The organism is Halostagnicola kamekurae, assembly GCF_900116205.1.
Taxonomy (GTDB): domain Archaea; phylum Halobacteriota; class Halobacteria; order Halobacteriales; family Natrialbaceae; genus Halostagnicola; species Halostagnicola kamekurae.
The window spans coordinates 365,674-384,792 of record NZ_FOZS01000003.1; the positions used below are offsets into that span (position 1 = coordinate 365,674).

Annotated in this window: 18 protein-coding genes and 5 pseudogenes; 15 read left to right on the top strand and 8 right to left on the bottom strand. The window is 56.7% G+C overall.

What is annotated here, in order from left to right; genetic code table 11:
• Positions 1-35: 35 nt before the first annotated feature.
• Positions 36-341 (top strand): hypothetical protein, encoded by a 306-nt coding sequence (locus BM348_RS15620; protein WP_175507211.1) that lies wholly within the window; start codon positions 36-38, stop codon positions 339-341.
• Here the strand turns inward: BM348_RS15620 and BM348_RS15625 are convergent.
• The 4 genes and pseudogenes from BM348_RS15625 to BM348_RS15640 all read right to left on the bottom strand — a co-directional run.
• A complete protein-coding gene (locus BM348_RS15625; RefSeq protein ID WP_175507222.1) occupies positions 292-1,926 on the bottom strand; it encodes a long-chain fatty acid--CoA ligase in 1,635 nt (544 codons plus the stop codon). The genes BM348_RS15620 and BM348_RS15625 overlap by 50 nt on opposite strands.
• Before the next feature lie 2 nt (positions 1,927-1,928).
• Positions 1,929-2,432: a Zn-ribbon domain-containing OB-fold protein gene (locus BM348_RS15630; RefSeq protein ID WP_092906163.1), complete on the bottom strand. Its 504-nt coding sequence runs from the start codon at positions 2,430-2,432 to the stop codon at positions 1,929-1,931.
• On the bottom strand, positions 2,429-3,622 hold the full coding sequence (locus BM348_RS15635) for a thiolase C-terminal domain-containing protein (RefSeq protein WP_092906165.1): 1,194 nt from the start codon (positions 3,620-3,622) through the stop codon (positions 2,429-2,431). Before BM348_RS15635 ends, BM348_RS15630 begins: the two co-directional genes overlap by 4 nt.
• A pseudogene (locus BM348_RS15640) lies at positions 3,622-3,939 on the bottom strand (enoyl-CoA hydratase/isomerase family protein); the annotation flags it as partial. The gene BM348_RS15635 and the pseudogene BM348_RS15640, both read right to left, overlap by 1 nt.
• Before the next feature lie 246 nt (positions 3,940-4,185).
• On the opposite strand from BM348_RS15640, the gene BM348_RS22230 reads away from it, so the two are divergent.
• The 4 genes and pseudogenes from BM348_RS22230 to BM348_RS15660 form a co-directional block, all read left to right on the top strand.
• Positions 4,186-4,686, top strand: a complete 501-nt coding sequence (locus tag BM348_RS22230) for an SDR family NAD(P)-dependent oxidoreductase (RefSeq protein ID WP_175507212.1) — start codon at positions 4,186-4,188, stop codon at positions 4,684-4,686.
• Positions 4,662-5,090 (top strand): SDR family NAD(P)-dependent oxidoreductase, encoded by a 429-nt coding sequence (locus BM348_RS22235; RefSeq protein ID WP_175507213.1) that lies wholly within the window; start codon positions 4,662-4,664, stop codon positions 5,088-5,090. Before BM348_RS22230 ends, BM348_RS22235 begins: the two co-directional genes overlap by 25 nt.
• 203 nt (positions 5,091-5,293) lie before the next feature.
• A complete protein-coding gene (locus BM348_RS15655) occupies positions 5,294-6,307 on the top strand; it encodes an ABC transporter substrate-binding protein (protein ID WP_092906443.1) in 1,014 nt (337 codons plus the stop codon).
• A 398-nt stretch (positions 6,308-6,705) separates the two neighbouring features.
• A pseudogene (locus BM348_RS15660) lies at positions 6,706-7,185 on the top strand (ISH3 family transposase); the annotation flags it as partial.
• A gap of 61 nt (positions 7,186-7,246) precedes the next feature.
• Here the strand turns inward: BM348_RS15660 and BM348_RS15665 are convergent.
• Positions 7,247-7,723: pseudogene (locus tag BM348_RS15665) on the bottom strand (transposase); the annotation flags it as partial.
• Positions 7,724-7,792: 69 nt separating this feature from the next.
• On the opposite strand from BM348_RS15665, the pseudogene BM348_RS15670 reads away from it, so the two are divergent.
• Positions 7,793-8,623: pseudogene (locus tag BM348_RS15670) on the top strand (IS5 family transposase).
• A gap of 23 nt (positions 8,624-8,646) precedes the next feature.
• Here BM348_RS15670 and BM348_RS20685 read toward each other — a convergent pair.
• Positions 8,647-8,802 (bottom strand): annotated as a pseudogene (locus tag BM348_RS20685) (IS1/IS1595 family N-terminal zinc-binding domain-containing protein); the annotation flags it as partial.
• A gap of 211 nt (positions 8,803-9,013) precedes the next feature.
• Between BM348_RS20685 and BM348_RS15680 the strand changes: the two are divergent.
• From BM348_RS15680 to BM348_RS15710, 8 genes are all read left to right on the top strand, one after another.
• Positions 9,014-9,793 (top strand): SDR family NAD(P)-dependent oxidoreductase, encoded by a 780-nt coding sequence (locus tag BM348_RS15680; RefSeq protein WP_092906171.1) that lies wholly within the window; start codon positions 9,014-9,016, stop codon positions 9,791-9,793.
• A gap of 360 nt (positions 9,794-10,153) precedes the next feature.
• Complete coding sequence (locus tag BM348_RS20690) at positions 10,154-10,339, top strand: hypothetical protein (protein ID WP_139231202.1); 186 nt, start codon at positions 10,154-10,156, stop codon at positions 10,337-10,339.
• Between the two features lie 119 nt (positions 10,340-10,458).
• Positions 10,459-11,292, top strand: coding sequence for an ABC transporter ATP-binding protein (locus BM348_RS15685; RefSeq protein WP_245779487.1), 834 nt, complete (start codon positions 10,459-10,461; stop codon positions 11,290-11,292).
• Positions 11,293-11,294: 2 nt separating this feature from the next.
• Positions 11,295-12,095, top strand: coding sequence for an ABC transporter permease (locus BM348_RS15690; RefSeq protein WP_092906173.1), 801 nt, complete (start codon positions 11,295-11,297; stop codon positions 12,093-12,095).
• Positions 12,086-12,865: an ABC transporter permease gene (locus BM348_RS15695; protein ID WP_092906175.1), complete on the top strand. Its 780-nt coding sequence runs from the start codon at positions 12,086-12,088 to the stop codon at positions 12,863-12,865. The genes BM348_RS15690 and BM348_RS15695 overlap by 10 nt, the downstream gene beginning before the upstream one ends.
• 104 nt (positions 12,866-12,969) lie before the next feature.
• The gene (locus BM348_RS15700) at positions 12,970-13,461 is read left to right on the top strand and encodes a universal stress protein (RefSeq protein WP_092906177.1); all 492 of its coding nucleotides are present in this window, start codon (positions 12,970-12,972) and stop codon (positions 13,459-13,461) included.
• 38 nt (positions 13,462-13,499) lie between these two features.
• The gene (locus tag BM348_RS15705; RefSeq protein WP_092906179.1) at positions 13,500-14,006 is read left to right on the top strand and encodes an LUD domain-containing protein; all 507 of its coding nucleotides are present in this window, start codon (positions 13,500-13,502) and stop codon (positions 14,004-14,006) included.
• The gene (locus BM348_RS15710; protein ID WP_092906181.1) at positions 14,003-16,201 is read left to right on the top strand and encodes an LUD domain-containing protein; all 2,199 of its coding nucleotides are present in this window, start codon (positions 14,003-14,005) and stop codon (positions 16,199-16,201) included. Before BM348_RS15705 ends, BM348_RS15710 begins: the two co-directional genes overlap by 4 nt.
• 46 nt (positions 16,202-16,247) lie before the next feature.
• Here BM348_RS15710 and BM348_RS15715 read toward each other — a convergent pair whose 3' ends face one another.
• Together BM348_RS15715 and BM348_RS15720 are read right to left on the bottom strand one after the other, a co-directional pair.
• Positions 16,248-17,312: a zinc-dependent alcohol dehydrogenase gene (locus BM348_RS15715; protein ID WP_245779488.1), complete on the bottom strand. Its 1,065-nt coding sequence runs from the start codon at positions 17,310-17,312 to the stop codon at positions 16,248-16,250.
• A gap of 178 nt (positions 17,313-17,490) precedes the next feature.
• Positions 17,491-18,462, bottom strand: a complete 972-nt coding sequence (locus BM348_RS15720) for a quinone oxidoreductase family protein (RefSeq protein ID WP_092906183.1) — start codon at positions 18,460-18,462, stop codon at positions 17,491-17,493.
• A 116-nt stretch (positions 18,463-18,578) separates the two neighbouring features.
• On the opposite strand from BM348_RS15720, the gene BM348_RS15725 reads away from it, so the two are divergent.
• Positions 18,579-19,106, top strand: coding sequence for a VOC family protein (locus BM348_RS15725; protein ID WP_092906185.1), 528 nt, complete (start codon positions 18,579-18,581; stop codon positions 19,104-19,106).
• Positions 19,107-19,119 lie beyond the last annotated feature (13 nt).

Here is a 19,119-nt window from a genome sequence, read left to right on the forward strand (position 1 = left end):
AACTGTCAAGTTGTAGCTGCGTCTGAAGCCAGCGAGTGGCGCGAGACGATGGAGCGATCCGGGACTCCGAGCACACGCTCATGTACTTCCTCTCGGACGGCGAGTACCAGTGGAACCCCATCATGCTGTTCCCCACCCGCGACATCGGCGAGCGCTGGCTTCACGAGTTCTACAAGAACCACGGCAAAACCGTGATGAACGGGCGCACGTCGGTGATGACGAACGTCCTCGAGTTCGGCGCCAGCACCGACCTCTTCGACAACATCGACGCCGAAAACGGGAAACTGAAAGCTACTCCTCGACCGGCAGTGAGCCGTACCGCTCCTCGAACGACTCGGTGAGCGCGAGCTTGTCGAACTTCCCGGTCGACGTCTTCGGCACCTCGTCGACGAACTCGAAGCGGTCCGGCAGCCACCACTTCGGGAACTCCTCAAGGAGGTGCTCGCGGAGGTCATTGGCGGTTACGTCGACCTCCGCTACCACGTACGCCACAGGTCGTTCCTGCCACTTCTGGTGGGGGACACCGATAACGGTCGCTTCCGCCACGCGGCCGTGGCCGATGAGCGCGTTCTCCAGTTCGATCGAGGAGATCCACTCGCCACCGCTCTTGATGACGTCGTCGAGGCGGTCGACCACGTCGATGTAGCCGTACTCGTCGATGGTCGCGACGTCGCCGCTGCTGAAGTAGCCGTCCTCGGTCCACGACGTTTCGGTCGCCTCCGGACGGCTGTAGTACTCGCCAGCGAGCCACGGCGCGCGCGCCTGCACCTCGCCGGGCGTCTCACCGTCGTGGGGCACCGGGTCGCCGTTCTTGTCGCGCAGCCGAACCTTCACGCCCGGCGCGGGGACCCCCGCCTTCATCCGCAGGCGGTCCTGTTCGTCCTCCGGGAGCTGTTTCACTTCGGTCGTCATCAGCGTGTTCGCGAGGTGCGGGGACGCCTCCGTCATCCCGTAGCCCTGCCCGATGGGGGCCTCGTACACCTCGTCGAACTTCCGGATGAGCGATTCCGGCGGGGAGCTCCCGCCGATGAGCACGCTCTGGAGGGTGTCCAGCACCGCCGGCCCGAGCTCGTCGGACTCCTCGATGATGCGATCGACCTCCATCCACACCGTCGGGACGGCCGCCGCGATCGACACGTTCTCCTCCTCGATGATGGGTATCAGCTCGTCGGGGTCGGTGTGCTGGCCGGGCAGCACGATCTTCGCGCCCGTGAACGTCGTGGTGTACGGGAACCCCCAGCCGTTGACGTGGAACATCGGCACGACGGGAATCACCACGTCGGACTCGCTGACGCCGAAGACGTCCACGTGGCTGTGCATCATCGTGTGCAGGAACTGCCCGCGGTGGGTGTACTGGACGCCCTTCGGGAGCCCCGTTGTGCCCGAGGTGTAGCAGAGCGCGCTCTCCGTCTCCTCGTCGATGTCCGGCCAGTCGTAGTCCGTCTCGTAGCCCGCGATGAACGACTCGTAGTCCGTCACGGGTTCGAGGCTGGTCTCCGGGATGGCGTCCTCGTCACCGAGAACCACGTACTGCTCGATGGTGTCGAGTTCATCGGCGATGGGTTTGATGGTGTCGACGAACTGCGGGTCGAGGAAGAGGAGCCGGTCCCCGGCCTCGTTGATGATCTTCACGAGGTGGTGCTCGGGCAGCCGGTGGTTCACCATGTGGATGGAGCGCTCGCTGCACGACGGCCCGAAGTAGAGCTCGTAATGCCGGAAGTTGTTGAGCGCCATCACACCCGAGCGGTCCCCGGGTTCCATCCCGTAGTCGTCGAGGGCGTGCGCGAGCTGGCTGATGCGCTCGTAGGCGTCGCCGTACGTGTATCGGTGCGTGCTACCGTCGGGGAGCGCGGTGACGATCTCCTTGTGGTCGAAGAGGTCTCGCGCACGCTCCAGGAACGTCGTGATCGTCAGCTCGTAGTCCATCGTCATGCTGTCTCACCCTGTGGTTCGAACTGGTAAAATACCCGTTGCTGGTCCAGCCCGTCCTCGATCTCCGTGATCACCAGCGACACCGGGTCGCCGATGGAGAGGTCCTCGTACTTCGCACCGTCGATGCGCGCCGACAGCCGCACATCCGCGCCGTCGAGCTCCACGACGCCGGTGACGAACGGCGTCTCCATCCCGAGCGGGCCGCTCCCGCGGACCGTGGAGAATGCGAACAGCGTCCCCTCATGGGGCAGCGAGACGTACTCGAGGTCGTCGCTCGTGCACTCCGGGCAGATCACCCGGGGCGGAAAGTGGAGTTCCCCGCAGTTCTCGCACCGCGTCGTCGAGAGGTCGCCCTCGCGGAGACGGTCGTAGAACTCGTGGATGCGCGTGTGTTCGGCGTCCTGCAGGTCGTAGAAGTCCAGCAGGCGCGGTAGGTCGATGCGTTCCGGAATCGTGACGGTTCGCCGCGGCGGCTCGCCGCCTGCGTCTGTGTCTGTCATTGTGGGTCCCTCGCGAGCGTCATCACGCTGTGCACGGAGCCGCTCCCGCTGAGGTTGTGGATAAGTCCTGTCTCTGGACTGTCCGGCACCTGGCGGGCGGACTCCACCTCGCCCGTAAACTGCTTGTATACTTCCAGTGCCTGCGAGACGCCTGTCGCGCCGAGCGGGTGCCCGCAGCCGAGCAAGCCACCGCGGGGATTGACGGCGATGTCGCCGTCGAGTTCACTGCGGCCGTCCTCGACGAACTGGCCGCCCTCGCCCTTTTGTACCCAGCCGAGGTCCTCGTACTCGATGATCTCGCTGATGGAGAAGCAGTCATGAATCTCCGCGACGTCCAACTCCTCGACGGGGTCATCGATGCCCGCCTGCTCGTAGGCCTCCTCGGCGGCCACCGTGGCCTGCGGCCACCCGGACAGCGACGGGAGGTTGTTGATGGAGTTGCCCGACATCGTCGACTGCCCACTGCCCGTAACGTACGCCGCGGTGTCTGTGAGCTCGCGGGCCTTCTGTTCGCTGACGAGCAGGAGGCCGGCGGCGCCGTCCGTGATGCCGCTGCAGTCCAGCAGGCAGAGCGGCGGCGCGACTGGGTAGGAGTTCAGCACGTCGTCGATGTCGACCTCCTGCTGGAACTGCGCGTACGGGTTGTTCGCGGCGTGGCGCTTGTTCTTCACGCTCACCTGCGCGAGCTGCTCGCGCGTGGTGCCGTACTCGTGCATGTGGCGCTGCGCGAACATCGAGAAGAACGAGGGCGCGTTCAGGCCGTTCACGCCGTCGAACTCGCGGTCGAGCACGTTCGTCATGCTCGACTGCGTCTCCTCCATGTACGCGTCTCCGAGGTCCATCTTCTCGACGCCGAGGACGAGCGCGACGTCCAGCTGGCCGGCGGCGATGGCGAGCCACGCGTACCGCAGCGCGGCCTGTCCGCTCGCGCACGCCAGCTCCGTCCGTGCGATCATCTTGTCGGCGTTCACGCCCAGCAGTTCCGCCGCTAGCGGCGCGACGTGGCTCTGGAACGCGAACCGCTCGGGTTGGACCGCGCCGAGGAACAACCCCTCGACATCGTCCGGCCCGAGGCCGTCCACGTCGTCGAAGGTGGCCTTTCCGGCCTCCTGCACGAGGTCCTTCCACGTCGCCTCGCGCTTGCCCCAGTCTGCGTGTCCGCCGCCGACGATTGCAGCGTTCCGAGGCATCACTCGAACTCCGGCTCGCGGTCGTCTCTGAACGCTGTTACGCCCTCGACCATGTCCTCCGTGGTCGTGAGCAGGCCGAACGCCTGGTTCTCGGCGTCGAGGCCGGCCTGCAGGCTGGCGTCCTGTTCGTCGTCGATGACGCGCTTGGCGACTTTGAGCGCCGTCTTCGGGCCGTCCGCGAGGTCGCCGACGAACTCCTCGGCGGAGATCTGTTCGCCACGGAAGATCAGTTCCTTCGCGCAGCCCTCGCCGATGATGCGCGTGAGTCGCTGTGTGCCGCTGCCGCCCGGGATGAGCCCGAGGGTGATCTCGGGGGCGCAGAGCACGGTCACGTTCTCTATGTCAGTTGCTCCCATCGTAGAGATAGAAATTAAGACGGTTATTTAAACTAACGGTTACTCTGTTTCCTGATATGGGGTTTTAGTTAACTACTGATGCGTCCGGGGCTCGTCCCAAAGTTTTGCATGACCGGTCGTCGAAGCGGCGCGCATGCACGACGGAGTCGCTCGCAGCAGGTACGCACACGGCGCATCGACTGTCGAGGAACTGCGGGTGAAACGACGATGAGCGTCCTCAACGACCACGTGTGCATCGTCGGCGACGGCGGGAACAGCCTCGGCGAAGCGACCGCACGAGCGCTCGCCGACCACGGCGCAACAGTCGTCGTCAACGACCTCGGTACGTCCGTCCACGGCGAGGGGGGCGACCCCGAAGTGGCCGAACGGATCGTCGAATCCATCCGCGAGAACGGCGGCGACGCGACCGCCCACGCCGGCGACCTCACGGAGTTCGCGTACGCCGACAATCTCGTCGCCGACACCGTCGACGAGCACGGCCGCGTCGACAGCGTGCTGAACTTCGCGGGTATCCTCCGGGACGACATCAGCTACAAGCTCGACCCCGAAGACTGGCGCGAGGTCGTCCAGACGAACCTCACGGGCCAGTTCACGCTGCAGGCCGCCTGCCAGAACTGGCGGGAGCAGCTGGTAACGAGGGCTTCGACCGCCACCGCTCCTACCTCGCAGCGAGCGCGCACTCCGTGCGCGGCAACGTCGGGCAGGTGAACTACGCCGCCTCGAAGGCCGGAATCCAGGTGACGGTGCGCACCGTCTCCTCGGAGATGCACCGCCACGGCGTCCGCGTAAACGCGCTCGCGCCGAACGGCTACACGCAGATGACCGAGACCGTCCTTGGGGAACATCGCCCGTACACGCGCGAGCAGAATGCCGTCGTTGTCGTTGATGATGTCGACGTCGAGCTCGTAGCCGCACAGCATCTCCTCCCGATCGAGGAGAGTCGCCCAGTCTCGGGAACTGCGGCCGCGACGGTGATTTCCGCTGTCGTCACCGCCGCCGCCGAACGCCGTACAGCCGGCCAGCTCGCTCATTCCGAGCGCGCCCGCTGCGCTGACTGTCTTCAGGTACGACCGCCGCGTGAGGGATTTATCGAATCCGCCCCCGGAATCTAATGTGGGAACATTATGTTAAAATTCTCGGTTATATGGGGGGATATGTAAACTAGAACGCTAGTTAATGATAACAAGCACGAATCCACTCTCAGTATGGAGCAGAAGTATAACATACTTTTACTAACGGTAATAATACTACACCTTGGAAATCCCGGATGTTGGGAAAACTATTTATCATAAAAAGATCCTTGTTGAGTTGTAGCATGGTAGAATATACTCGGCGAGACGCATTAAAACGAGGTACCGCTCTGGGTGCAACTGTCGGACTATCGGGACTAGCAGGTTGCAGTGGCATCCTCGGTGGCGGCGGCAGTCAGGGGCTCCGATTCAATTTTACGGTTCCGATTGAGAATACTGGGTCACTGTTCGACATTCCGGAGATTCAAGATGAGCTCCCGAATGTCGGAGAAGAATACGAACTCAACGTCTCGCAAGATGGTGCCACAACAGATTCGGTAAACGCGTTAGCAGCCGGAGAAACAGATGTGGTCCTAGTCGCAAATGTTAGTTACGCAAATACTATTCTCGGGGAAGCAATTCCCGGGGGGTTAACGGCAATCGCGAGTGGGTTCGGTGATGCATATGAGGATAATTATGGGTTCACCGTGTATTCTCTCCCGGATTCGGATATCACCGAGCCAGAAGACCTAGAAGACGCTACACTCGCTGTCAACACTCTAGGTGGCGGGATCTACGCTGTTTGGATGCACCAACTACGGGAGGTTGGACTTAGTGAGAACGACGTCGAATTCGTCGAGCAGGGGTTTCCGACGTTTGCAGCGGGCCTGCGGGATGGGATATTCGATGCAGCGATTTTCCCCGCGTTGTTTGCACCAGAACCACGCTCCGAAGGCTTCACGGAAGTATTTCGTAGTCAGGACGTCCTCGACCCGTACCCGCACGCATTTCTCGCAACCGGGAATAATGTACTCGATAATAAGGAAGATAACGTGCGTGCCTTCCTTGACGACTATCAATCGCTGATCGACTATGCGTTCGATAACCGGGATGAGGTAGTCTCACTAGCCAGCGAGCACTTCGAGATCTCTGAAGAGACCGTTGATGCATTTTACCTCACGGAGAATGATTATTACCGAGGATCTGCCGAGATCAACATGGATGAACTCCAGTATGCAGTTGACCTGGTAAATGATGTTGATGTCATCGAGGAATCGTTCGACGTGACCGAATATGCCACAAATGAATACCTCCCGTAATTCATCGATTGTTACGGGGTAGCTGTACTGACTATACCGATTGGTATACGAACAACGCCGCCTAAACGCGGAGGTTGAACCGTTACGGAGAAGCCACCTTGCGGATACTCCTCCTAACAATTACTTTGTATGATGATGGACGAGTACGGACTAGGATAGAGCATCTTCACTTGAATATATTATTTTATATTTAGTATATTTAATAAAATAATGAAATCCCCTTCTCTAACTATGAATGAATTCAGGCGGAAGCGACTACGTGGATCGGTTCTGTACGTTTAACTCGGGGCGTGCTGTAGACAGCGTCAACGGCTGATACTGCCGATAACAGATTTCCTGTCGTGTACCGACCCGTTGGAGGAGTTTCAGTACTTCACAAAGCCGGTTAGTTAGAACGTCTGCTTGCTAATGGTGGGTCTAGAACCAAGCAAGCAGACGGTGAGATCCACAAGGACCACCTTCTTAACTTTCTCGTCAACCGACTTGACGAGGAAGTTCTGCTCTCCTTAGACAATAACGCTGAAATCACTGCTGAAGACATCTATGAGGTCCTCTACCATCTCCGGACGAAGTTCGAGCCGGAGCGGCTCGAACGAGTCACTAACACGCTCCTGCGAGAGAATCTCGATGAACTGCTCCCGAGAAGGTGGAGGTCTGGGCAGACCCCCCACCTGCGGCCCTACTACGGTGATGAAGACGACACGAATGGACTCTTCCACTCGGTCGCAAGGCGTGAAACCACTGCGTTCCACGTCTACACTACACTCTACGCGCGTGTGAAGAACAAACGCTACACGCTGGCGGTACGCCGTCTCGAAGACGGCGATACCGCCAGCAGTGTCCTCGCTGAGTTCCCCAGTATCCTCGACGGCCTTGACACCTAGTACGTGAGAGAAGTTTTGGAGCTGGAGAGAGATAATCGATACACAGTGAGCGGTAGTCCTCCTCAAGTGGTTCGTACGCCCGAAAGCCGTCAGTATAGACGGTTAACGACTCCTGCTGGCGGTTGGCCAACAGGAATCGAATCCGTGATTCAGTCGCGGCTTTCGCCGGGATCACGTGTCGTTCATCGATGCCACGATCTGCGAGAACAAACACAGGAGGTTTGTCCTCAGCGTAATGTTCCACGTCCGCGCGTGGACAGGCCACGCGAGCGCGACGGTTGGTCGCGCTCGCGGCCCTTGAGCCCCACTTTCACGTAGAATCCGTCGATCTCAATCGGATCTTTGAGGTGTAGCCGAGGCGCGTCCAGCGTTCGGAGAAAGCGCTGGACACGCCGGTAGATCTCTTGTAGGAAACGTCGATATCCACGCCTAACTGCCTGATACTCGTGTTGAAGCGGATGTAGGTGTAGACGGCGAGAAACGACTTTCTGAGCGCCATCGCTGAGTGTTCGAAGACGGTGCCGGTCGGTTCTATTGAATCCACCGACGGCGTCGAGGTAAGTCGTCAGAATGATTGAATTGAAGCGGAAGAGGAACCTTTGTGCGGAAGACTCTCTTCCGCTTCGTCAAACAGGCTATGTCGATCGCACGAAAACTTACTGATGCAGCGCTGATAGAGATCAGCCATCCTGCCGGCAACGAAGTTGCCGGCTGGAAGCACGCTGTCTTGCATTTTCCCCGGCTGCACATGGAAGCGACACTCGAAGAAGTCCTCGATTGGACCGAAGAGATGGAGCAGGTACGAGCCGCGCTCGCTCTCGAGCGCGGCGAGCTCCCCGGCCCATCCGCGCTCTGCAAGTCGTTTGATCGAGCACCGATGCAGATCTAGCGAGAGCTGCTCCGACTCTCGTCGGAGCTGCTCGACCACTCCAGTCACGCTGCTATCGATGCCACGTACTTTGACCGTCGACCGGCATCAACCCACTACCTCAAGCGCTGTGGCCGAGACGTATGGACGATACAAGCGACATGCCTCGTCGATACCGCGCAGGGCGCGGTTATCGACGTCCACTGCAGCACGAAGTGGCCGAACGGAACCAACATCGGGCCGCAGGTCGCCCGGCGCAACGCCGGCGACCTGCTCAGCCTCGCCGCCGACAAAGGTATAACGACATGAGCTTCCGCGAAGAACTCCGTTCCGAAGGCGTAAAACCACTGATCAAACATCGCGTCTCCGCATTCTACGATCACGCGCATAACGCGCGGATTGAGGATGAACGCTACAACCAGCGCTCGATCTGTGAAACCGCGAACTCGGTGATCAAGCGCTCGTACGGCTCCCCTGTCCGAGCGCGTTCCATGGTACCGCCAGTTCCGTGAAATCACTCTCGCAGCCGCGGTCTATAACGTCGAACAAGTCGTCAAGCAATGAATCTCGTCGCCCTCTGCGGATTCAATAGAGCCGTGCCGGCTGATCGTAAACGTGCGGTCGCAATCCTTACACAGATACCACTGAAACACTCGATAGCTGCCGTACCGAATCACAGATTCGCCACGGAAGCGCGGGCAATAGGCGCGACGCTTCGAGACGAACGTCTTGATTGGGAACATCGTTCGTCGGGTGACGTGATCGCGTCACCCTTGCCTGCTGTGACTTTTGACTACTGCTGGAACTGACCAACAACCCTCTACCCAAGAGCGTATATACTAAGCACGATTAACGATAACGTGTAGCACAATAGATGACGCAAAGCAAAATACACTCAGCTATTCACAATAGTGCACTTGGGTCTTGCTCGGTAAGTCAGCGGGGAGCAGAAGAATGACGGTTAAATACGATTTTACCGGTCAAACCGCAGTTGTGACTGGAGCAGCAGGGGGAATTGGCCGAGGAATCGCAGAACTGTTCGGTGAATGTGGGGCTTCCGTTGTGCTTGCCGATATCCAAGAGGAAAAGTTGCAAAAAACTATCAACGAACTCCGTGATAGAAATCACTCCGTATTGGGTGTGGAGTGCGATATTACTTCAGTGGAGGATGTCCGATCCCTCGTTCAGGAGACGCTCGATTCGTTCGGATCAATCGATATCTTAGTGAATAACGCAGGGATTTCATCACCAGGCGGTCTCATGGATGTCGATTTGGAACGATGGGGGAACATTATCGGGGTGAATCTCACCGGGACGTTCAATTGTACCCGGGAGGTAGCGCCAGTGATGATTGAACAGGGTGGCGGAAATATAGTAAATATATCCTCGATGGCTGGTAGAAATATCAGTCATTTTGGTGGGCCGGATTATACAGCTTCAAAATGGGGGATAATCGGTCTCACAAAACATACTGCATGGGATCTGAGCGAGTATGGAGTTCGGGCTAACGCGGTTTGCCCAGGACCAACACTTACTCCACTATCTGAACGCACTGCAACGGAGGAAGACCACCAAGAAGTGGAAGAGATGACCGCACTCGGTCGTTGGGGAACGCCTCAAGACCAGGCTAAGGCCGCCGCATTTTTGGTCTCAGATGCGGCATCCTTCATTACTGGGACGGTACTCGAAGTCGATGGAGGGGCGAGTCTGTCGAGCCGAGAAAAAAACAGTTGAATCCACCTGTCCTGAAGAGTTCCCTCTCACACTTCCGCAATCTGGAAGCTGGTCGACATCTACAGTCCACGATTCAGTACCACCCTTCCGATGTCTGACGTAGTTCGATTAGCGCTTGAGGGCAGTGTGTACGGCGCCTTTGAAAAGCCGATTAGGGAGAAAGACCGCGAATTCGCGGTGAAATATCGGAATGAGGAATTGAGTCCAACCAGGTACATTTGTATAACCTTCGGACCCGCTACTTGCTTACGAAGATGACGCCTGGTCAAACTATTTTTGGATTCTTTGCCGAGAGTACGTCTTCAAGTCACCTCCCCTCGAACAAGCTTTTTCTTTGTCTTGTGTGATGGTGTTTCCAGCGTGGCTGATAATGAGTACAACAACGCCCCGGAGAATGAGATTGAGTTTACTAGGCAGACCTATTTCCAAAAAGAGTTCTGGGAGAGGGTGAAATCACCCACATGCTTTAACTGTGATCCTATGTTATTTGAATATCAACCAAAACCCATCATTAACAATCCAGTATATTTATATGCCCTCATGTGAGTTTGAGTCATGGTGGCACTCGCCAGTGAACTTTCGTGAGAATCCAATTAGGAGATCAGAGCCGCTCGTTATATGATGGCTAAATAACTGGTACCCGTAATGACTGTATCACTTGAAGAATGAACATTCGTGCAAAGCGCAAAAATTCAACAACAGGTTACACAAACATGATAGAAGGCAAAGTCACGATCTCAGGCCTCGAAAAAGTCTACGATACTGGTGACGAACGAACGAAAGCAATCGACGACCTCTCGCTTGAGGTCCCTAGCGGTGAATTTCTAAGCGTTGTCGGACCTAGTGGTTGCGGGAAGAGTACATTATTGTACCTTATCGCGGGGTTCCTTGACGAGAGTGACGGGACAATCGCTGTTGATGGTAATGCCATTAATGGACCCGGGACGGACCGTGGCGTCGTCTTCCAGGACTATGCGTTATTCCCGTGGCGAACTGTGATGGGGAACGTCACGTACGGGCTCGAGCAAAAAGGGATAGATAAAGAGGAACGACAGACAACCGCTCAGCGATTCATTAATATGATGGATCTTGACGGATTTGAGGATAAATACCCAAAAGAGCTCTCGGGCGGGATGAAACAGCGTGTCTCGCTTGCTAGGACGTTAGCATACGACCCAAAAATCCTCTTAATGGACGAGCCATTTGGGGCGCTCGATCAGCCGCTCCGTGAATCGTTACAAGAGCATCTACTTGACATTTGGCGGGACGTCGAGAAAACTGTAATTTTCATCACGCACGACGTTGAGGAAGCTGTTTATCTCTCAGAGCAGGTTATGGTTATGACTCGTCATCCCGGAACCAAAAAGGAGATCTTCGATATCGACCTTGATCGGTCCGAAAGCCGTGAAGATGTTATCCTCTCCGAGGAATATACAGACATGAGAAAACAGGTATGGCAATCACTCCGTGAAGAAACCAACCCCAATACTGGAAACTAACCATGGCACACGCCACACTTCGAATTACGGAGTTAGGAAAGTCGCTCCCAGAACCTGTCCAGAAAACTGGCTGGTTCGTCTTTGAGTGGATACCAATCGCACTTGTCGCGGGATTTTGGGAGATAATAAGCGGGTCGTTTGTATCCAGCGAGATTCTACCCCCATTCTCAGAGGTGGTTCTGGCAACGTGGGAAATCATCGTAACTGGGCAGATACTGCCACATATCCAAGTTTCCCTCTTCCGGGTCACTGCTGGCCTCGGGATGAGTATCATAGTCGGTGTGCTACTCGGAATCGGTATGGCGAGGTTACAGAGTGTTGAGAACTTCTTCGAGGTGCCTCTGGCACTAATTTACCCTCTACCAAAGATCGCGCTTGTCCCCTTAGCGATTCTGTGGCTCGGAGTCGGGACAGCAACGTCCGTATTAATCGTATTCTTAGCTTGCCTACTGCCAATCGTGTTGAACAGCTACAACGCTGCGCAAAACGTCGATCAGAATTTAATTTGGTCAGTACAAATGATGGGAATGGACTCTTGGAAGATTCCTCTAAAAGTCGTGGTTCCCGCTACAATCCCGAGCATCCTAACTGGAATTCGCCAAGCGATCCCAATTGCATTTATCTCACTAGTCGGCGCGGAGCTTGTCGCGTCAAATAGGGGAGTTGGATTCGAAATCCTCCGGCATGGACAGATAGGAAACTACACTTCGATGTTCGCCGTTATTGTTGTAATCTCTCTCATCGCATTCTTCTCGGTGCGTGTGTATGAGTGGGGCGAACGGAGGTTGGTACAATGGACATAATCAGTAGCGATTCCATTAGCCGGGCTAATGTCATGGGCTTCGTAACGTCCATCTATTCGCTTGTACTCGTAATTGTGCTCTGGGAAATTATCGGGCAGTTCGGGTTAGTTTACTACTATTTCCTCCCTCCGATCTCGGATATCTTCCTGGAGTTATATGAGTTAACGGCCTCCGGTGTTATGGTACACCATGCATATCTGACCGTCAGGCGAGCGGTTATTGGGTTAGTAATTGCATGCACGCTAGGTGTTCTAGTTGGAGTATTAGCGGCTCGTGTTCGGGTTATGGCATGGTTCTGGAATCCGATCATTGAAATTGGATATCCCGTTCCGATAATCGCGTTAATTCCAGTGTTCCTCTTCTGGTTTGGATCCGGTGACTTCTCGAAGATTGTGCTTGTGATTATTGGCTGTTTCTGGCCAGTTGCGATTAACGCTCGTAACGCAACACGAGATATAGACAAGAACCTCATCTGGTCAGCACGAATGATGGGTACGTCCGACCGAGAACTAATCCGAAAAGTTGTCCTTCCAGCGGCAGCGCCCGGTATCATTTCCGGAATTCAGATTGCACTCCCGCTATCACTCATCATTACATTCGTCTTCGAGATGACAGCTGGAGGCGGCGGTCTGGGTTTCCTCGAAATATCCGGGGTCAGAGACTTCAACTCCGCTCAAACCTATGCGACACTCATCGTGATGATGGTTATTGGGTTTGCCTTTGACCGTGGGCTCGTGCTCACTCGCTCGCGAATCCTCCGGTGGACTTAATCGACTTTCTTTTTAGTCAAATAGACGATGATTTAGTTAGTGGTTTTTGCCGCGGATTCACTTTCGGGCGTATTCTTTTGTACCTGTGATATAATACTCAAATTATGACTATCGTCGCAGCAGTCGACGGGGAACAGATTCCTGACCGGGTCGCGGAAGTCGGCGCCGACCTCGCCGCGCAGTACGACGAGGAGCTGGTCGTCGTCCACGTGATGTCTCAGGACGCCTACGAGGAGCGCGCCGACAGCGGCTCCACCGCGAACTTCGGCTTCCCGACCGCGTCCGGGACTGACTACGGCGGCACCGAAGGCGACTCCTACCCGGTCGACCAGGCGAACCGGGACGCCGCGGGCGTCGCCGAGGACGTCACCGAGCAGACGCTCGAGGACCTCCCGGCGGACGCCCGCTACGTCGGGCGCGTCGGCGAAACTGTCGACAAGGTGCTCGGCGTCGTGGACTCCGTTGACGACCCGACGTATCTCGTGGTCGGCGGCCGGAAGCGCACGCCCGTCGGGAAGGCGGTCTTCGGGAGCGCCACCCAGTCGTTCCTCCTCAACGCCGAGATTCCAGTCGTGACCGTCATGACCGAGGAGTGACCGGTAGACATAAGCACGACGTGGGCCACGTACGGCACATGCGGATTGATACCACAGACCGGTTCGCGGACTCGCTGGACGCAGCCGACGTCTCGTGTACGCGCGTCGAGGCCGCGGGGTTCGCGGACGCGCTCGCCGATGTAGTCGAGCAACCGGCCGTCGGCGTCCCGCTGGGCATCGACGGAGTCTCGCTGGACGACACGGACGTGGAGACGACGCCGACTCCGCGCCACCTTCGAGAGGCCGAGACCGGCGTCACGCGCGTGTACGGCATCGTGAACCACGGGACCTTCGTGATTCAGGCCGACGAGGCGGGAGCGGAGCCGGTGAGCCTCTATCCCACTACGCACGTCGGCGTCGTCTGCGCCAGCGACCTCCACGAGGACGTCTGGGAGACGGCGTCGTGGCTCCACGGGGAGTTCGACGCTGGCCGGGATTCGGCGGTGCTCGCGACTGGCACCAGCGCCACGGCGGACATGGGCGAACTCGTCTCGGGCGTCCACGGCCCACAGAAGGTCCACGCGGTGGTGGTGACCGACCGATGAGTACGGACCGACAGCGCAAGGCGGCGAAGCTTCGACACCTCCTCGAGACCGAGGGCGACGCCGTCTTCGAGAACACGACGCACGTCAACGAGGGGCGCTACGAGACCAACCGCCACCGTGACGACATCGACGAACTGCGGGCGGAGGCGAGGGGAATCAAGGAGGACGCCATCGAGGCCCTTCCCGAACTCGTCGCGACGGTCCGGGAGTCCGTGGAGGCCAACGGCGGTGAGGTGTACCTCGCCGACGACGCTGCGGACGCGAACCGATACATCACCGAGGTCACCGAATCGAAGGGCGCCGAGACGCTCGCGAAGTCGAAGTCGATGACCACCGAGGAGATCGACGTCAACGACGTGCTCGAAGACGCGGGCGTCGACGTCACCGAAACCGACCTCGGCGAGTTCGTCGTGCAGGTCGCCAACGAGGCGCCCTCGCACCTCGTGGGGCCGGCGTTCCACAAGTCCACGGAGGACATCGCGAAACTGTTCGACGCGCACTTCGACCCCGAGGAGCCCCTGAAGACCGCCGAGGACCTCACGCAGTTCGCGCGAGACCACGTCGGCGAGAAGATCATGGACGCCGACGTGGGGATGACGGGCGCGAACTTCGTGTTCGCGGAGTCGGGCACCATCGCGCTCGTCACGAACGAGGGCAACGCCCGAAAGTGCGCAGTCACGCCGGACACCCACGTCGCGGTCGCGGGCGTCGAGAAGCTGATTCCGAGCGTCGACGACTTCCCGCCGTTCGCCGAGCTCATCGCGCGCGCCGCAGGCGGTCAGGACATCGCGACGTACCTCTCGTTGCTCTCCCCGCCCGTCGACTCGCCGGTCGTCGACTTCGACGAGCCGGACGAGCCCCTCGACCGGAGCACGGACGACCGGGAGTTCCACCTCGTGCTGCTGGACAACGGTCGCATGGAGATGCGCGAGGACGACGAACTGCGCGAGACGCTGTACTGTATCCGCTGCGGGGCGTGCGCGAACTCGTGTGCGAACTTCCAGCACGTCGGCGGCCACGCGTTCGGCGGCGAGACGTACACGGGCGGCATCGCGACTGGCTGGGAGGCCGGCGTCCACGGGATGGACTTGGCCGCGGAGTTCAACGACCTCTGTACGGGCTGCTCGCGCTGCGTCGATGCCTGCCCCGTGAACATCGACATCCCGTGGATCAACACCGTGGTGCGGGACCGAATCAACCGCGGCACCGACAGGGAGTTCGACTGGCTCGTGGAGGGCTTGACGCCGGACGCCGACCCTGGAGGCGTCGACCTCCAGAAGCGTCTGTTCGGGAACTTCGGGACGCTCGCGAAGCTCGGCTCTGCGACCGCGCCCGTCTCGAACTGGCTCGCCGACTGGGGGCCGTCGCGGGCGGTGATGGAGCGCGTCGCGGGCGTGGATCGCCGTCGGGATCTCCCCAAGTTCCGGCGCGAGACGCTCGTCGACTGGTTCGAGTCGCGGGAACCGCTCTCGTCGGCCGGCGACGCGGACCGCGAGGCTGTCCTCTACCCGGACGCGTACACCAACTACGTGCTCGTGGACCGCGGGAAGGCCGCCGTCCGGACGCTGGAAGCCCTCGGCGTGGACGTGACCGTCGCGCCGTGCCATGAGAGCGGGCGCGCGCCGCTCTCTCAGGGGATGATTTCGACGGCGCGCGAGAACGCCGAGCGCGTCGCCGACAGTCTCGGCCCCCACCTCGACGTCGGCCGCGACGTGGTGGTCGTCGAGCCTTCCGATCTTGCCGCGTTCCGTCGTGAGTACGACCACCTCCTTCCAGAGGGGCGCGCTGAACGGCTCGCGGCGAATAGCTACGAGGTCATGGAGTACGTCTACGGCCTCCTAGAGAACGGCGCCGACGAGGACGTGCTCGCCGCCGGCGGCGACGTGGCGTACCACAGCCACTGCCAGCAGCGCACGCTCGACGTCGACAAGTACACAGAGGCGGTCTTCGAGCGCCTCGGATACGACGTCGTGACCTCCGACGTGGAGTGCTGCGGGATGGCCGGGAGCTTCGGGTACAAGTCCGAGTACTACGAGCTCAGCGTCGACGTCGGGGAGACGCTCGTCGACCAGTTTGAAACACTCGACGTTGGCCGGCAAGATGTGGTTGCCAGCGGTGCGTCTTGTCAGGAACAAATCTCGTCACTGTCACCGCAAATTTCGACGCACCCTATCGAAGTTGTTTCACCACAGTAGCTACTTATCTGAGGATATGATTGGTTTTGTAAAAACTGAACCGATGTTATGGATTTAGTGTGATTTTGATGCCTACCCTATTATTCTCTGCAGCGAATGCCTCTTCAAAGTCTTCCAAGTCATAACTTGGGCCAACAACTGGTGACAGATCAATTTGTTCCGCTATTGCAATTGCTCGATGCCAGCTGGATTCTTTCCTTCCGAAGATGGTCTCAATCGAAATCCCATTATTGAGGAGGTGATTTAGATTCACAGGAACCGCGTCTTTGCCGTGGTATACCCCGATCTGAATGATTTCACCTCCTTTCTGGGTATGTTCTTCTGCGGTCTTTAGTGCTGACTCATGTCCCGATGCCTCAATAAACACGTCTACGGGCTTCTCAAGAGATTCTTCTTCGATATTTACGGTTTGTGTTGCGCCCATTTTTTTAGCGATTGGGAGACGGCGGTTTTCATCATCACTAGTACCAATCATAACCACTTCATTTGCTCCTCCAACAGACGCCGCTATTAACGCACTTAGTCCGACTGAGCCGGGACCAGTTACTGCAACTCGGTCTCCGGCCTCGAAGTCTGACCGTTCAACTGCGTGAACACCGATTGCTAATAATTCTAAGAAGGTCCCCTCATCATACGTTATTGAATCTGGAATTGTGTATAGGTTACTCGCAGGGACAGTTACATAATCGGCGAGTGCGCCATCATTATCGATATCTATCCCGATAGACTTCTGACCTGAAGGACCGTATCCCGATTTTTCGGTGCAGATATTCCAGTCTCCTTCCCGGCAATTTCGACAACGTCCACAGAATATACTTGGTTCGACAGCCACCCTATCGCCTGTCTGATAATTAGATACGTCACTTCCAAGAGCATCCACCTCACCTGCAAATTCATGGCCGAATACTTGTGGCAGATGTTCCTCGTAATGTTGGTAGCTAGGAACCCACTGATAGAGCGGGGCTTCTACACCTCCATCGATACCAACTGACTTCACGCGTAGCCGAACTTCATCGGGTTCTGGTTCCGGGATCGGTTTTTCTTGGAGTGTCATTCCTGGCTTGGGTTCCGTTTTTGCCAGAACCCGCATGTCTGAATTCTCTTCTCCCATAACGTGGATATTAAAATACAGGCATATATAATTATTGATAGGTGTCATTTCTCTGATGGGGATAACTTTACTGAGACCTATATATTACTAATAGTGATGGGATCTAATGAGATAGAACCATCAATTCGGAGATAGTCAAGTAGTTGATGTAGTCGTCTAATTTTGAAGTCCGTAGTGGTCAAGGCTCGACGACTATCTTTCCGACGATACTATCCTCTTGGAGGGCACGATAAGCCTTCTCTGCGGTGTCAAAATCATATACTCGATCGATTTCTACGCTAAGTTGGCCATTGGCGAGAAGCCGACTAATATATGTGAGTATTTTTCCGATATTAGGTAAGTCACGGTGTGTAACAAGGTTTGTTACACTCATCATATGGAGGTCAATCTCTTTTTGCCGTATCGAGGTGATGTCTGAGATGGTCATTTCTTTTCCCGCGATAACCACAATATCACCCTCCAAATTAAGCACGTCTATATTCGTATTAATATCTCTCTTCGGAAAGTGGTCTAATATAACATCAACTCCACCACATTCAGATTTGATTGCCTTTCCGAGATCGTCGCGTGTATAGTCGAAAGCGAAGTCCGCCCCGAACTCTCGTATCGTCGAGTAGTGCTTCGGTCGTGCAGTTGCTACTACTGAGGCGCCCATTAGACTCGCAATCTGTATCGCTATGTGGCCGACGCCACCATTTCCTCCATGGATAAGTACTGTCTCTCCGGGTTCAATATCTGCATGATTGATGAACGCACGCCAAGCAGTAACTCCGACGAGAGCAATTGCAGCTCCTTCTTTGAAACTCACCTCTTTTGGAAGTGGCGAGAGTAGATCTGTCGGAACGATCACGTAGTCAGCAAATGATCCGCCTGAGAAGCGTTCAGCATGAAGGCCTGTCGCGAATACTCGGTCACCGTTTTCATATGTGGTCACACCGTCTCCGACTGCTTTCACTCTGCCAGCCAAATCAGATCCTGTTGTCTTTGGATGGTTGGTTTGGCTTAAGTTACGAACCACGCCATCAACAGGATTGACGCTAGCTGCACGAGTTTTGACCAAGACTTCATTCGGGCCTGGCTCCGGTTGTTTGATCTCGTCAATTTGGAGGACACTTGGTGTACCGGATTTATGATAGCGGATTGCACGCATATTCTCATCCACGGTAGGCTGATACTTATAATTGAACACCTGTGTTATGTATTTCTCCGCATACCTTCCACATCCCGAATATTTATGAACTTCCGCGATTAGTGTTAGATAGTGGCATGGTAAACGCACGCTATACACACGTGACAATCGTCGCTGATGAACTAGAAGAGGCGGTTCAATTCTATGGAGATGTACTTGGAATGGATCAAATTCCGACCCCAAATTGGGATCTTCCAATTCAGTGGGTGGGTTGTGGTAATCTCCAACTTCATCTGGTCGAAACTGAGGCAAATATACCCGAATTCCACCATTTTGCGGTCCACGTAGACGACTTAGAGCACGTCTATGAGGCCGTCAAATCACACGATTCCGCTGAGTTTGAGGTCCTTGAACAATATGTGCATGGTGGCTATGAAGATGGGGATCCGCCTGTCTATTACTTACCAACCGGAACGGTCCAGATGTACATTCGTGATCCTACCGGGAACATGATCGAGGTTAATTATCCCGAGGTTGACGAACTTGATACGGAGATTATTACGAATCTGGTGGAGCGTGACGACGTGTCTGCTCCTGAACCAGGAGAACCATCGAGCGATATCTACGGTGAATGGGGGGTTCAACCACGGAAATCAGATGATTGAATTGATTAACTGA

Excerpts from the sequence above, each read along its gene's own strand:
- BM348_RS15680 (WP_092906171.1), top strand. The coding sequence starts at position 9,014 with ATGACGGTTAAATACGATTTTACCGGTCAAACCGCAGTTGTGACTGGA.
- BM348_RS15720 (WP_092906183.1), bottom strand. The coding sequence starts at position 18,462 with ATGCGTGCAATCCGCTATCATAAATCCGGTACACCAAGTGTCCTCCAA.
- BM348_RS15710 (WP_092906181.1), top strand. The coding sequence starts at position 14,003 with ATGAGTACGGACCGACAGCGCAAGGCGGCGAAGCTTCGACACCTCCTC.
- BM348_RS15695 (WP_092906175.1), top strand. The coding sequence starts at position 12,086 with ATGGACATAATCAGTAGCGATTCCATTAGCCGGGCTAATGTCATGGGC.
- BM348_RS15705 (WP_092906179.1), top strand. The coding sequence starts at position 13,500 with ATGCGGATTGATACCACAGACCGGTTCGCGGACTCGCTGGACGCAGCC.
- BM348_RS15685 (WP_245779487.1), top strand. The coding sequence starts at position 10,459 with ATGAACATTCGTGCAAAGCGCAAAAATTCAACAACAGGTTACACAAAC.
- BM348_RS15700 (WP_092906177.1), top strand. The coding sequence starts at position 12,970 with ATGACTATCGTCGCAGCAGTCGACGGGGAACAGATTCCTGACCGGGTC.
- BM348_RS15630 (WP_092906163.1), bottom strand. The coding sequence starts at position 2,432 with ATGACAGACACAGACGCAGGCGGCGAGCCGCCGCGGCGAACCGTCACG.
- BM348_RS15715 (WP_245779488.1), bottom strand. The coding sequence starts at position 17,312 with ATGGGAGAAGAGAATTCAGACATGCGGGTTCTGGCAAAAACGGAACCC.
- BM348_RS15625 (WP_175507222.1), bottom strand. The coding sequence starts at position 1,926 with ATGGACTACGAGCTGACGATCACGACGTTCCTGGAGCGTGCGCGAGAC.
- BM348_RS22230 (WP_175507212.1), top strand. The coding sequence starts at position 4,186 with ATGAGCGTCCTCAACGACCACGTGTGCATCGTCGGCGACGGCGGGAAC.
- BM348_RS15635 (WP_092906165.1), bottom strand. The coding sequence starts at position 3,622 with ATGCCTCGGAACGCTGCAATCGTCGGCGGCGGACACGCAGACTGGGGC.
- BM348_RS15725 (WP_092906185.1), top strand. The coding sequence starts at position 18,579 with ATGGTAAACGCACGCTATACACACGTGACAATCGTCGCTGATGAACTA.
- BM348_RS15690 (WP_092906173.1), top strand. The coding sequence starts at position 11,295 with ATGGCACACGCCACACTTCGAATTACGGAGTTAGGAAAGTCGCTCCCA.
- BM348_RS15655 (WP_092906443.1), top strand. The coding sequence starts at position 5,294 with ATGGTAGAATATACTCGGCGAGACGCATTAAAACGAGGTACCGCTCTG.